This is a genomic window from Streptococcus sp. UMB0029 (genome assembly GCF_002871495.1).
In the GTDB taxonomy this organism is placed as follows: Bacteria; Bacillota; Bacilli; order Lactobacillales; family Streptococcaceae; genus Streptococcus.
Genome location: NZ_PNGD01000001.1, coordinates 63,335 through 79,110, shown reverse-complemented (window position 1 = coordinate 79,110; position 15,776 = coordinate 63,335). Strand labels below are relative to the sequence as shown.

The 15,776-nt window shown below is 35.7% G+C and carries 3 protein-coding genes and 2 pseudogenes; 4 read left to right on the top strand and 1 reads right to left on the bottom strand.

The window, feature by feature from the left end; translation table 11 throughout:
- Positions 1 to 3 precede the first annotated feature (3 nt).
- From CJ239_RS00335 to CJ239_RS00325, 3 genes are all read left to right on the top strand, one after another.
- On the top strand, positions 4 to 1,182 hold the full coding sequence (locus CJ239_RS00335) for a hypothetical protein (RefSeq protein ID WP_102210149.1): 1,179 nt from the start codon (positions 4 to 6) through the stop codon (positions 1,180 to 1,182).
- A gap of 241 nt (positions 1,183 to 1,423) precedes the next feature.
- A complete protein-coding gene (locus tag CJ239_RS00330) occupies positions 1,424 to 7,924 on the top strand; it encodes a ZmpA/ZmpB/ZmpC family metallo-endopeptidase (protein ID WP_102210148.1) in 6,501 nt (2,166 codons plus the stop codon).
- A gap of 43 nt (positions 7,925 to 7,967) precedes the next feature.
- Positions 7,968 to 13,577 (top strand): ZmpA/ZmpB/ZmpC family metallo-endopeptidase, encoded by a 5,610-nt coding sequence (locus tag CJ239_RS00325; RefSeq protein WP_102210147.1) that lies wholly within the window; start codon positions 7,968 to 7,970, stop codon positions 13,575 to 13,577.
- 805 nt (positions 13,578 to 14,382) lie between these two features.
- Here the strand turns inward: CJ239_RS00325 and tnpA are convergent.
- Positions 14,383 to 14,927, bottom strand: a pseudogene (tnpA, locus tag CJ239_RS00320) (IS200/IS605 family transposase).
- A gap of 207 nt (positions 14,928 to 15,134) precedes the next feature.
- On the opposite strand from tnpA, the pseudogene CJ239_RS00315 reads away from it, so the two are divergent.
- Positions 15,135 to 15,776, top strand: a pseudogene (locus CJ239_RS00315) (CHAP domain-containing protein); the annotation flags it as partial.

The window sequence follows — 15,776 nt, the reverse complement described above, 5'->3', positions numbered from 1 at the left end:
CTCATGACACTTCCAGTTAGAAAATCCCTGCACGATGCAGTTTTACAGGCTTCAAAAGCTGATACTTGGGAACAAGCTACCAAGGAATGGAATGAAGTTTCCTTGATTTTTAACGGTATCGGCCGTAGCAATTGTGTCTGTGGAAATGCCATCAAATACGCTTACGAACTCTTTAACGGTGTCACAGGCCAATGCCTCTTTCCAATCGGCAGCGACTGTGTTCGGCATTTTCATCGATTAAGCCTTGACCAGCAACTGGAAGAGGAAGAAAAATTACTCAGAAAGGTTGAAAATCTAACCAAAAAAGCCCAGAAAAAGGAAAAAATCAAGGTCAATAAAAGTGACTTTGACGAGCGACTTCTAAAGTGGCTATGGGAAAAAGGTGTTTTCAAGCCCAATCGTGGTAATCAGTTCACACCTGAAAGAGACTACTATCTCTTCCTAGAAGTCTTTCAGGGAGGAAGTTGGACCAAGGCAGAGCCAAAGAAGAAGGCTCGGATGGAAGAAGTCCTAGAAAAATGTATTAAACCCTTTTTACTTGGAAAACCAGATGACCAACTCTATCTTGTCAAGCTAGGCAAGGAGAAAATTGACTATGAACAAGAACTCCGTATCCAAGCAGAGAAAGAGCGCAAGAAGAGAGATAAAATCGCTAAGCAATATGCAGATAATCTGGTCTTAGCTATGGGCCCAGCAGAGCGTGCCTATCAGGATTACTTTGGCTTTACAGAGACCTTGACCCAAGAAGAACGCAAGTGGGAGAAAATTCTTTTTGGAAAAAATCGAACAGAACGGGCTATCAAGGTCAAACAATACCAAAAAGAGTTGGAAAAAGACCAACGAATTGCGAGTCAGGATCCAGTTGAAAGAAAGCAGAAGCAGACCTGGCTCCTCAATTCCTATTTCCGTGAGCTTCCTGAAGAAAAATCTCGATTTGCTCGTCTCTTATTAGCATATCGAAAAAGTGGTGAAGTACCATTTTCATCCGAGTATCTGTCAGATCATCTCATCGACTTTTTCTATAAAATGAAAGCTTTTGAGTTTGAAATTGCACCAGAACAAGTCCGAGACTTTTTAAAAGAAAGCCTTCAAGCAGAACATTTATCATCAGCACAAGAAAGCTGGATAGAAGGAATTCTCCTCAACTGCATCAAACCATTTTTAGAACGATTATTGATATAAGTAACACCTACCGTGGAAATACCATGGTAGGTTATATTTTATCCAAAAAGAGAAAATAGGAAATGGTAAATCTTGCTCCTTGGTATTTTATATATAAAACAAAGTATGAAAACGCAAGGCAATTTTAAGACTTTTTAGAAAATTAAGAGTATAATCAGAGTATATTGTCTTTTTTATAGATAATAGACTAATATAATAAAGGTTTTCGTAACATATATAAATTATATTTCAAGGAGGAATAATGGAAAAATATTTTGGTGAAAAACAGCAGCGTTTTTCATTTAGAAAATTATCAGTAGGACTTGTATCTGCAACGATTTCAAGTTTATTTTTTATGTCTGTATTAGGTAGTTCATCTGTAGAAGCTCAAGAGACTAAAGGTGTTCACTATAAATATGTGACAGAGTCAGAGCTATCATCAGATGAGCAGAATAAGCTTGTCTATGATATTCCGACATACGTGGAGAATGATGATGAGACTTATTATCTTGTTTATAAATTAAATTCCCCAAATCAACTGGGAGAATTACCCAACACTGGAAGCAAGAATAATATGAAAACCTTTGTTGCTGGTGCTAGCTTAGCAGCTCTGGGGATTTTGATTTTTGCCGTTTCTAAGAAAAAAGTTAAGAATAAAACAGTATTACATTTAGTATTGGTTGCAGGAATCGGAAACGGTGTCCTAGTATCAGCTCATGCTTTAGAAAATAATCTTTTGCTAAATTACAATACTGACTATGAATTGACTTCTGGAGAAAAATTGCCTCTTCCTAAAGACATTTCAGGTTACACATATATTGGATATATCAAAGAGGGAAAAACGACTTCTGATTCTAAAGTAAATAATCAAGAGAAATCAGTAGCTAGTCCTACAAAACAACAAAAGGTAGATTATAGTGTTACACCGACTTTTGTAGAGAGTCCATCAACAGTACAAGCTATTCAGGAAGAAAAACCTGTTTCTACTAAATTAACCAATCCAACAAAAGAAGAGAAACAATCTTCAAATTCTCAATCACAATTAGCAGAACATAAGGATGTACAAGCTGGAGCTTTGATAACAGACAAAAGCACCCCAGAAGTTCAATCTGCCTTACCAGAAGCTGTTGTAAGCGCAAAAGGCGAACCTGCAATCCAACCCGCCTTGCCAGAGGCAGTCATAACCGACAAAGGTGAATCTGCAGTCCAACCTGAATTGTCAAAAACAGTTGTAACCGATAAAGACAAACCAGCAGTCCAGCCTGCGTTACCTGAAGCAGTTATAACCAACAAAGGTGAACCTGCAATTCAACCAGAGCTTTCCGAAGCGGTAGTAAGTGACAAAGGTAAGTCAGCAGTTCAACCAGCTTTACCAGAAGCTGTAGTAACCAACAAAGGCACCCCAGAAGTCCAACCTGAATTGCCAAAATCAGTTGTAACCGATAAAGACAAACCAGCAGTTCAGCCTGCGTTACCTGAAGCAGTTGTAACCGACAAAGGTGAATCAGAGCAAGTAGCTCCACTTCCTGAATACACAGGAGTTCAGTCAGGCTCTATAGTGGAACCAGAACAAGTAGAACCGACAAGAGAATATACAGAAGTACAAGCTGGAGCGTTAGTAGAACCAGAGAAAGTAGAATCACCAAGAGAATACACAGGGGTACAAGCCGGAGCGTTAGTAGAACCAGAAAAAGTCGAAGCGCCAAGAGAATACACAGGAGTACAAGCTGGATCGTTAGTAGAACCAGAACAAGTAACTCCACAACCAGAGTACAAGGGGACTCAGTCTAGTGCCATCGTCGAACCAGAGACCCATGCTTCCTTACCAGAATATACAGGTGAGCAATCGGGAGCTGCTGTAGCCCCTGAGACAGCTGAAAAACCAGAATATACCAGCACCCAGTCTGGAGCAATAGTCGAACCAGAGCAAGTAGCTCCACTTCCAGAATACACAGGAGTACAGGCCGGAGCAATAGCAGAGCCTGAGAAAGTGGAAGCTCCGAGAGAATATACGGGTATACAAGCTGGAGCTTTAGTAGAACCAGAAAAAGTCGAAGCGCCAAGAGAATACACAGGAGTACAAGCTGGAGCGTTAGTAGAACCAGAGAAAGTAGAGCCAACTAGAGAGTATTCTGGAAGTATTGAACAACCAAGTACAGAAGAGACTAAACCAAATAATGAAAATACTAATACACCAGAAGAAATGAGTATTCAGAAAAAATCTAGTGCATTAATTAATATGACCTTTATTACAGATTCGTCAAGGGGAACTGGAGTGGGATCAGCTACTTTTATTGCACCAAATGTACTTTTAACAGTGGCTCATAATTTTATTAGCAGTTCTTCTGATAATACTACAGGTAAGTTCATAGGGGATGAAACCAAAAATACATATGAATGGGTAACTCCCGATGGGCGAAAAGGAAGATTTACTGCTAATGATATCCATTTTTATAATAAACAAGATTATCCAAAAGGATTTATCTATGATTTAGCAGTGATTAAGCTACCTGAAACAACTGGCAGAGAACATGTAGAATTAGTTAAAAATTATACTAAAGTAAATCTTAATGACAAACTAAATGTTCATGGATATCCAGCTGGGAAATATACGCACTTAAAAGATGCTAGGGTAGAAATGGAACAAGAATATGCGAATAATACCTACGGTGTTCAATATCAAGGTGGAAAACCTGGTATGAGTGGTGGAGGAATATTTAATGCTAATGGTGAAGTTATTGGTGTGCATCAAAATGGAGCACAAAATCGCTCAGGCGGATTGATTTTATCTCCTACACAATTAGCTTGGATTAAGAGCATTATAGCAGGTAATGAAATTACCCCAGTATACGATAAACTTTATCGTCATAAAGATGAGAAAAAAGACGATGTTAAAGAAGAAGACGTTAATAAGAAATTAGAGCTTAGAAATATATCTTCTGTAGAACTATATTCAAAAGAAGGTGATAAGTATCATCATGTAACTTCATTAGATTCTGTACCAAATGACCCACAAAATTACTTCATGAAAGTTAAATCAGAGAACTTTAAAGATGTGATGCTACCAGTTACAAGCATTACTAATGATAATAAAGATAATAGAGCTGTTTATAAAATAGTAGCAAGTGCAAATAATCTGATACAGCATGAAAATAATAATGTACTAGAAAATTATACATACTATTTACCAAAAACTCAGCAAAGTGAAACTGGTGTCTATACATCATTTAAAAATTTAGTAGATGCAATGAATAACACTCCTAATGGCACATTCCGTTTAGGTGCAACTATGGATGCTCGTGAACTTGAACTTCCAGATGGTCAAGAAAGTTATGTGAAAAATGAATTTCATGGAACATTAATAGGGCAAAATAATAATAAGTATTACGCTATATATAACCTGAAAAAACCACTGTTTAATGTGCTAAATAGCGCTACAGTAAAAGATATTTCAATAAAAGATGTCAATATTTCATCAAAAGAAGATGCTGCAACACTTGCAAAAGAAGCGAGAAATAGAACTGTAATTAGTAATGTTCATGCTGATGGAGCGATAGCTGGTGAACATGGAATAGGAGGATTAGTATCACAAGTTAATAATTCTACTATTTCTAACAGTAGCTATACAGGTAGAATAACTAATACATATAAAACAGTTGCTAGTTATCAGATAGGAGGTTTAGTAGGTAAACTTTCTGGTCCGAGTGGTTTGATTGATAAATCAATAGCATCAATTGATTTGGCTTCAAATGCAACACAAGGAGATCAATCTATTGGTGGAATAGTTGGTGCAGTAGAAGATAGTGCACTAATTAGTAATAGTTATGCTGAAGGAAATCTTAATAACGTTCAACGTTTTGCAAACGTTGGTGGAGTAGTTGGTAATCTTTGGGATCCAGCTGGAGGATTAGAAAAATCTGGTCGACTTTCTAATGTACTAAGCGACGTTAATGTTACAAACGGTAATGCTATAACTGGAAAAGATTTCACTGACATGAAAGCAAAACATGTATATAGCAACAAAAATAATAGGGTTGTGAACGTAGTAGCAGAAGATGATGAAATCTTAACTAAGGATTCTACTGTTCAAAGAGGAGAAGTATTAGAAGACGCACAGATTAGAGAGAAAAAAGCTGCTTTTGCATCTAAAAATACTATTAAAACAGAAGATTTTAATTTCTCTTCTAGATATGTAACTGACTATAGAAATCTTGAAAATGCGGTTTCATCTAAAGAAAAAGTTTATAAAAATATAGAAAAACTATTACCGTTCTATAATAGAGAAACAATAGTTAAGTACGGAAATTTAGTAGAGTCAAGTAGTAATCTTTATAATAAAGAATTATTATCAGTTGTTCCAATGAAAGATAATGAAGTAATTAGTGATATTAACAAATACAAATCAAGTATAAATAAATTATTACTATATTACGCAGACAATACATCAGAGAAACTTAATGTAAATTATCAAAGTGATTTTTCAAATGTAGCAGAGTATAGAATAGACGGTACAAATTTAATTTATACACCGAATACATTACTTCACAATTATAATAATATTTTAGATAAAGTATTACCAACATTAAATAGTGTAGAATATAAATCAAAGGAAATTAGAAAAGTATTAGATGTTTCAAATGATGTTAGTTTAACAGAACTATATTTAGAAGAACAATTCAATACTACAAAAAATAACTTGAGAGATAGTTTAACGAAACTACTTACTGCAGATGCTGCAATAGCTGAAAATAACAATAAGATAATAGATAATTATGTAATCGAAAAAATTAAAAATAATAAGGAAGCTTTACTTCTAGGATTAACATATTTAGAACGTTGGTACAATTTCAAATATGGTAATACAAAAGCGAAAGATTTAGTTATGTACCACTTGGATTTCTTCGGTAAATCAAATAGTTCAGCGTTAGATAATGTTATCGAACTAGGTAAATCTGGATATAATAATCTACTAGCAAAAAATAATGTTATAACTTATAACGTTTTATTAGCGAAAAATTATAAAACTAATAATTTATTTGATGCATTAGAAAAATATAGAAAAGCATTCGTGCCAGATAAAACCAATAATGAGTGGTTTAAAGAACAAACTAAAGCTTATATAGTAGAAGAAAAATCTACAATTAAAGAGGTAAGTGATAAGCAATCAATAGCTGGTAGTCCATATTCAATTGGAGTATATGATAGATTAACTAGCCCATCATGGAAATACCCAAGTATGGTCTTGCCGCTATTAACATTACCTGAAAAATCGGTGTTTATTATAGCCAACATTTCAACAATAGGTTTTGGTGCTTATGATAGATATAGAAGTAAAGATCATCCAGCAGGAACTAATTTAAATGAGTATGTTGAAACAAAAGCTAAAGAAGCGGCTGTTAGATTTAGAGATCACTATGATTATTGGTATAAAATATTAGATGATAAAAATAAAGAAAAATTATATAGAAGTGTTCTAGTCTATGATGCGTTTAGATTTGGTACAGATAAAAGTGAAGATAAAGTTACATATCAAGCAACTTTTGAAACAGATCATCCAGCGATAAAACATTTCTTCGGGCCAGCAGGAAATAATGTTGTTCATAATTCTAATGGAGCATACGCTACAGGGGATGCATTCTATTATATGGCGTATCGTATGCTTGATAAAGATGGTGCGGTAACTTATACACACGAAATGACGCATAACTCAGATAGAGAAATTTATCTTGGAGGATACGGAAGACGAAATGGACTTGGACCAGAGTTTTATGCTAAAGGATTATTACAAGCTCCTGATCATCCAGATGATCCTACTATTACGATTAACTCTATATTGAAATATGAAGAATCAGAAGATTTAACTAGACTTCAAGTAAAAGATCCTACAAAACGATTTAATAATGCAGAAGACTTGCAAAAATATATGCATAATATGTTTGATGTAATTTATATGCTAGAATATCTAGAAGGAAATGCTGTTGTTAACTTAGATATTTCTAAGAAAAATGACTTGTTGAGAAAAATAGAAAATAAATTTGAAACAGATCCAGATGGAAGTAAAGTTTATGCAACCAATGTTATTCGTTATTTAAATGATAGTGAACTTAGCAAATTAACGACATTTAATAGTCTAATTGAAAATGATGTTATTACAAGAAGAGGATATGAAAATGACAATGATAATACCTTTAAACGAAATGGCTATTATACAATTAAACTATTTTCACCAATATATTCTGCTCTAAGTAATGATAAAGGAACTCCGGGTGATTTAATGGGACGTCGTATGGCGTTCGAGTTGTTAGCTGCAAAAGGTTTTAAAGATGGAATGGTACCATATATTTCTAATCAATACGCAGAAGAAGCAAAAGCAAATGGTGACGTTATTACATCATATGGTAAAAAAATCGGTAATGTAACTGATAAGTTAGTACTTGAAAAAGTATTTAATAATCGTTACTCATCTTGGATAGAATTTAAAAAAGCAATGTATAATGAGCGAATAGCTAAATTTAATAAATTAATGAGCATTAGCTTCATTAACCCAAATGGAGATTGGTTCAGAAAAGATAGAGTGACAATAACAAATATAAATGCGCTTCAAAGAATGATGACTACTGCTGTCAATGAAGATGCTGAGGATTATCTTGTGAATATATATCCAGAAAGAAGTAGAGTTCATAAACTTAAACAGGCAATATATAAAGCTTATCTCGATCAAACGAATGATTTTAGAAATTCAATTTTTGAGAATAAAAAATAGTGTTTGCTATTAGGAAATAAAAAGTAAAGGTAGAGGATTACAATTGTCATTATTAAAAAAAGATAAATTTTCCATTAGGAAAATAAAAGGTATTGTTGGCTCAGTATTCTTGGGAAGTCTTTTATTCGCTCCGTCAATTGTTGGTGCATCGACTTATCACTACTTGGATTATAGTAATTTGACACAAACTGAACGTGATCAGCTCAAACAAGGTAGACCTGACGAATCAAAAGAATCATATGCTTTGGTTTATGAGAAAGACGCACTACCAAATACTGGTCAATCACAATCTATTATAACTGTATTTGGTTTATTGACCATCGGTAGTCTTGTTGTAGTTATTACAAAAGATAAGAGAAATAAAAAAATAGCTACATTTTTGATTGTAGGGGCGACAGGTTTAGTTACACTATCAACTACTTCAGCACTTAATTTGAATGCTAACATCCATGAGTCTGGACGTGATGGTGTGTTGCAAATTTATGGTTACAGATATGTTGGTTACTTGGAGCTTGATGAGAGAACTGTTTCGCCAGTTGAGCAACCCAAAGTTGTAGCAGAGAAAGGCGAACCTGAGGTTCAGCCAGAATTGCCAGCAGCCGTAGTCTCAGAAAAGGTAGAACCAGCAGTTCAACCAGCCTTATCCGAAGCGGTCGTAACCGACAAAGGTGAACCAGCAGTTCAACCAGCATTACCAGAAGCTGTTGTAACCGACAAAGGTGAACCAACAGTTCATCCTGAATTGCCAGCAGCTGTAGTCTCAGAAAAGTTAGAACCAGCAGTTCAACCAGCTTTATCAGAAGCAGTCGTGACCGACAAAGGCGAACCTGCAGTTCAAGCAGAATTACCAGCAGCTGTTGTAACTGAAAAGGGCAAACCTGAGGTTCAACCATCCTTATCCGAAGCAGTCGTAACCGACAAAGGTGAACCAGCAGTTCAATCAGCATTACCAGAAGCTGTTGTAACAGAAAAAGGTGAACCAGCAGTTCAATCAGCATTACCAGAAGCTGTTGTAACCGACAAAGGTGAACCAGCAGTTCAACCAGCATTACCAGAAGCTGTAGTTACTGGAAAGGGGGAACCTGAAGTTCAACCATCCTTATCCGAAGCAGTCGTAACCGATAAAGGTGAACCAGCAGTTCAACCAGCATTACCAGAAGCTGTTGTAACTGAAAAAGGCGAACCAGCAGTTCAACCAGCATTACCAGAAGCTGTTGTAACAGAAAAAGGGGAATCTGAGGTTCAAGCAGAATTACCAGCAGCTGTTGTAACTGAAAAAGGCGAACCTGAAGTTCAACAAGAATTACCAGAAGCAGTCGTGACCGACAAAGGCGAACCTGAAGTTCAAGCAGAATTACCAGCAGCTGTAGTCACTGAAAAGGGGGAACCTGAAGTTCAACCATCGTTATCAGAAGCAGTTGTAACTGAAAAAGGGGAACCTGAGGTTCAAGCAGAATTACCAGCAGCTGTTGTAACTGAAAAAGGCGAACCTGCAGTTCAACCAGTGTTACCTGAATATACTACAAAAGTTGCACCAACTTTGACTTTGGATAAGGTAACAGAAGATGCGATGGCTCGTTCAGCTAAATTGGACTACACTCTTGAAAATACAGGTAATGCTGAAATCAAGAGCATTATAGCTGAGATTAAAGATGGGGACACTGTTGTTAAGCGAGTTGATTTATCTAAAGAAAAATTGACAGATGCTATTCAAGATTTGGATTTATTTAAAGATTATAAGATTGCAACAACAATGATTTATGATCGTGGTCAAGGTGCTGAAACATCTAAATTGGATGAAAAACCTTTACGTTTAGAGTTGAAAAAAGTTGAAATTAAAAATATCGCATCTACTAATTTAGTGAAGGTAAATGATGATGGTACTGAAACACCTAGTGATTTCATGACTGAAAAACCTTCAGATGAAGATGTGAAGAAAATGTACTTAAAAATCACTAGTCGTGATAATAAAGTAACACGTTTAGCAGTTGATAAGATTGAGTTGGTAACTGAAAAAGAAAAAGAACTTTATAAAATTACAGCAACTGCTCAAGATTTGATTCAACATGTGGATCCATCTAAGACTAGAAATGAATACATTCATTACATTGAAAAACCTCGCCCTAAAGATGATAATGTTTACTATAACTTTAAAGATTTAGTAGATGCTATGAATGCCGATAAAAATGGTACATTCAAACTTGGTGCAGATTTGAATGCAACGAATGTACCAACGCCCTTTAAACAATATGTCCCAGGCACGTTTAAGGGACACTTATCAAGTGTTGATGGTAAACAATATACGATTCATAATATTGCCCGTCCCTTATTTGATCGTGTTGAAAATGGTTCAGTGAAGAATATTAATTTAGGTAATGTGGATATCAATATGCCTTGGGCTGACGGAATAGCACCTGTTGCTAATATGGTGAAAAATGCAACTGTTGAAGATATTAAAGTCACAGGTAGTGTTATCGCTAATAATAATATTGCAGGAATTGTGAATAAGTTAGACCGTGGAGCAAATATGCGCAATGTTGCATTTATTGGTAAATTACATGCTGGTGGAGATAAGGGGCAAAACCTAGCAGGGATTGTTGGAGAAATTTGGAAGGGTAACCTTGATAAGGCCTTTGTAAATGCCACAATTACTGGTAAACGGGCAAAAGCAGCTGGTATTGTATCTGTTTCAGGTAATGGTATGGACAATTATACTGTTGGAAGAGAAGGTAGTGTACGTCACTCTGTTGCGAAAGGGACGATTGATATTGAAAATCCTGTTGATGTGGGAGGATTCATTAGCACTAACTGGGTCTTGGGAGCTATTGAAGATAATGTTTCCATGATGAAAGTTTCCAAGGGTGAAATCTTCTTTGGTTCACACAATATTGATGATGAAGACGGATATTTCTCTGGAAATCGATTGAATCGTGATTATGTCGTGAAAGATGTTAGTACAGGTCTGTCTTCTTATCAACGCTCAAAACGAATCTCAACGATTTCCCAAGTAGAAGCAGATAAGAAAATTGAATCTTACGGTATCTCAGCAGACAAGTATGAAATCCATGACCCTATTGTTAATACCTTAAACCTCTTAACAAGAAAAGAAGATGAATATAAGTCAACCCAAGACTATAAAGTAGATCGAGATCTAGCTTATCGCAACATTGAAAAGCTTCAACCGTTCTACAACAAAGAGTGGATTGTTAACCAAGGTAACAAACTTGCAGAAGATTCAAACTTAGCTAAGAAGGAAGTCCTTTCTGTTACGGGTATGAAGGATGGTCAATTCGTGACCGATTTATCAGATATTGATCATGTGATGATTCACTATGCAGATAAGACTAAAGAAATCAAAGCTGTTCATCAAAAAGAGTCTAAAGTAGCGCAAGTTCGTGAGTATAGTATCGATGGATTGGGTGACATTGTTTATACACCAAACATGGTTGATAAAAATCGTGATCAATTGATTCAAGACATTAAAGGTAGGTTAGCGACTGTTGAATTAATTTCTCCTGAAGTACGTGCCTTGATGGGTAATCGGGATAGAGCTGAAGAAAATACAGAGGAACGTAAAAACGGTTATATCCGAGACCTTTATCTCGAAGAAAGTTTTGCTGAAACGAAAGCTAATCTTGATAAATTGGTCAAATCTTTGATTGAAAATGCTGACCATCAATTAAATAGTGACGAAGCGGCTATGAAAGCACTTGTTAAAAAAGTGGATGAAAATAAAGCTAAAATCATGATGGCTCTTACTTACCTTAATCGTTACTATGATATCAAGTATGGGGATATGACTATCAAGAACTTGATGATGTTTAAACCTGACTTCTATGGTAAGTCAGTTGACCTTCTTGATTTCTTAATTCGAATTGGATCAAGTGAGCGAAATATCAAGGGCGACAGAACTTTGGATGCTTATCGTGATATGATTGGTGGAACTATTGGTAAGTCTGAATTACATGGCTTCTTAGATTACAATATGCGTCTCTTCACTAACGATACTGATTTAAATGATTGGTTTATCCATGCGGCCAAGAACGTATACGTTGTGGAGCCTAAAACAACGAACCCAGATTTTGTTAACAAACGACATCGTGCATTTGATGGTTTGAACAATGGTGTTCATAATCGTATGATCTTACCTCTATTAACTCTTAAGAATGCACATATATTCTTGATTTCGACTTACAATACAATGGCTTATAGCTCATTTGAGAAATATGGTAAGTTAACAGAAGAATCTCGAAACGAATTTAAGAAAGAAATTGATAAAGTTGCTAAAGGGCAACAAACTTATCTTGATTTCTGGTCAAGATTAGCTCTACCTAATGTACGTGATAGACTTCTTAAGAGTCAAAATATGGTACCGACACCTGTTTGGGATAATCAGACCTACAATGGTTCTCCTGTAGGTCGTCGAGGATTTGACAGTAAAGGTAACCCTGTAGCCCCAATTCGTGAATTATATGGTCCAACATGGAGACACCATGATAGAGACTGGCGTATGGGCGCTATGGCCTCAATATTCCCTAATCCAAATAATGATGACAAAGTCTTATTTATGGTAACGGATATGATTAGTCAATTTGGTATTTCAGCATTTACACATGAAACAACTCATGTTAATGACCGTATGTTATATTTTGGAGGAAATAGTCATCGTGAAGGCACCGACGTTGAAGCATATGCTCAAGGTATGTTGCAAACACCTGATAAATCTACAGGTAACGGTGAGTATGGTGCTCTAGGTCTTAACATGGCCTATCATCGTGAAAATGATGGTGACCAATGGTACAATTATAATCCTGATAAGCTTCAAACTCGTGAAGACATTGATCGATATATGAAAAACTATAATGAAGCACTAATGATGCTAGATCATCTAGAAGCAGATGCAGTTCTAGAATCAGGGGTATCAGATATTAATACGAAGTGGTTCAAGAAAGTTGACAAGGCAATACGGACTATTGACAATTTGAATAAGCTCAAAGCGCCTAATCAATGGGATAAAGTTCGTGATTTGAATGAAGAAGAAAAAGCTAAGAAGTTATCAAGCATCAATGATTTAATCGATAATAATTTTATGACAAAACATGGAAATCCAGGGAATGGAATTTATCGTCCAGAGGATTTCACTCCAAACTCAGCTTACGTGAATGTCAATATGATGGCTGGTATTTACGGTGGGAATACGAGTGATGGTGCACCTGGTTCATTATCATTTAAGCATAATGCTTTCCGTATGTGGGGCTATTATGGTTATGAAAATGGCTTTATCAGTTATGTATCCAATAAATACAAAGCAGAAGCAGATAAAAACAACCATGGTTTATTAAGCGATAAGCTAATAATTAATAAAGTATCGCAAGGAAACTTTAAAACCCTTGAAGAGTGGAAGAGACATTGGTACGGGGAAATTCTTGTTAAAGCTAAGAAAGGTTTTGAGGCTATAGATATTGATGGAACCCATATTAGCAACTATGATGAGTTACGCACTTTATTTGATAAAGCAGTTCGCAAAGATTTGGAGGGAATGTCAGATCCGAAAATTAAAGATCATTTCAAAAATACAGTGGACTTGAAGTCCAAAGTATTCAAAGCTCTTCTTAAAAATACAGATGGCTTCTTTAATCCTTTGTTTAAATGAATATAACAAATTGCTACTTAATATGATGTTGGGCAAAAACTAGCTTCAAAATAAAACCACACAGTGATTTCAGTTTTATACTCAATTAAGCTGAAAGAAACATTGTGTGGTTTTTGAATGGTTAGCGTTTTATACCTAAAAATTCCAAAAACTCATAAAATTCCACTCTTATACTCAATGAAAATCAAAGAGTAAACTTGGAAGCTAGCCGTAGGTTGCTCAAAGAACTGCTTTGAGGTTGTAGATAAGACTGACAAAGTCAGTCACATATATAATCCAAGGCGAAACTGACGTGGTTTGAAGAGATTTTCGAAGAGTATTAGCTAACATATATTATGCTCTCCCTAATATGAAGTAATAGCTATAAGAGATATTGAATTTCAAAGGATATACTTGAATTAAACTATGTCTTGAGTAAGACTTCAATAAAATGATAGACTTTAATTTTGAATTAGTATAATCTGAAAACAAGAGCGGACAAAATAAAGAAGTCATGATATAATATAGAGTAGATTTCTATGTCATAAAACAAGAACTGTTTGGCATCATTCATTTGAAAACTCTCTATGTTCAAACGATAGTAAAATAAAATAGGGGCTCTAAACCCTTGCTATGAAAGGAAAAAAACTCAATGGCTACTATTCAATGGTTGGTCTAGAAGATTTAAAATAATAAAACATTGTGAAGTAGAATCATGACCACCCGTTAGACGGGTGGTTTGAACCAGGGCTATAAGACCAAATCACCAGCCAGCGCCTAAAGACGCTGGCTTTCACGTTGTTCAAGCCTCATTGCTCTTGACTCGTCACTTGCCTCTTAAAGAGGCTTTAGTATTACTTACCACTATATCCCTAAAGGTATCCTCATATTCTTTTACACTCAATTTATCTAGTGCTATATTATGCTTTACTCGTTCTCAAATTTTCATACTCGTGAAGAAATCATCCACTGGATAATTTCTTTAATCTTGGATATATTTCCTAATTGTGGCTTCATTAAGCCCTACTGTGCTCACGTAGTAACCTTCTGCCCAAAAATGCCGGTTACCAAACTTGTACTTGAGGTTGGCGTGTTTGTCAAACATCATGAGTGCACTTTTGCCTTTTAAATAACCCATGAAACTTGAAACACTTATCCTTGGTGGAATACTGACTAACATATGTACATGATCAGGCATTAAGTGTCCTTCGATAATCTCAACACCTTTATAACTACATAATCGGTGGAATATTTCTCCCAAACTACTTCGATATTGATTATAAATGATTTTTCGTCTATACTTAGGGGTGAACACAATGTGATAGAACACATCCACTTTGTGTGCGATAAACTATAAGCCTTTTGTGCCATATTTTTCTCCTTTCGCTTTACAATTGGCTTGAACACCTTTATTGTATCGCGTTCGGAGTTTTTTGGATATAACCTTCGACGCACACCCGCCCGCATAGCGGGTGGTTTTTTTGTCTCGCACCTAACGGAGCGAGACGGACTAATAGTCACATAATAAAAAAGAAACCCAAATACAGAATTGTATTTGAATTTCTTAACTTAATGACATTGGCTTTTTCCTTATTTACATTTGCGACTGGGAATCCTGCAACCTGGATAGTTGGAGGAATAGTCTTTCTTCTTTTACTTATGATGAGCTTCTTTTTAGGATTTTCTTCTGCTAGTTTGATTCAACAAGATGAATTTGAATTGACTAAAGCTTATACTCACATAACTTTGGAAGATGCAGAACATACTCGCACAAATGACAAAGGAATTACCTATTACACAAAAGTTGATGATGTGATGGGGTATATGAACTTTAAATTCCATGACTATGAGTTACACAAACCAGTTCACATATTTAGTTCAGAAACTTACAAGGATTATCTGTCTACTTTGTGGCATGATTTAAACGATGGGGATGATTTGAAATCCATGCAAGACCTTTATGAAACTCCTAAGTATAAACTATCGAAAGACGATCAAGAGGAGATGAAGGAACTAAAAGAAGAGGGTGTGTATGCTTCCATGCAGGAATTAGACAATCCATTTGAGGGACAAAGTAACGAAGATAGTCTAACCATGACTTATCGTTATGGATACTATGATTTAGACGGAAAACCTACCCTTCAGGAGTACATTCTACTAGAAGCGAAGGCTCACCAAACGATTGTCGCACCAATGGATGGAGTTGTATCTCTAGATGGC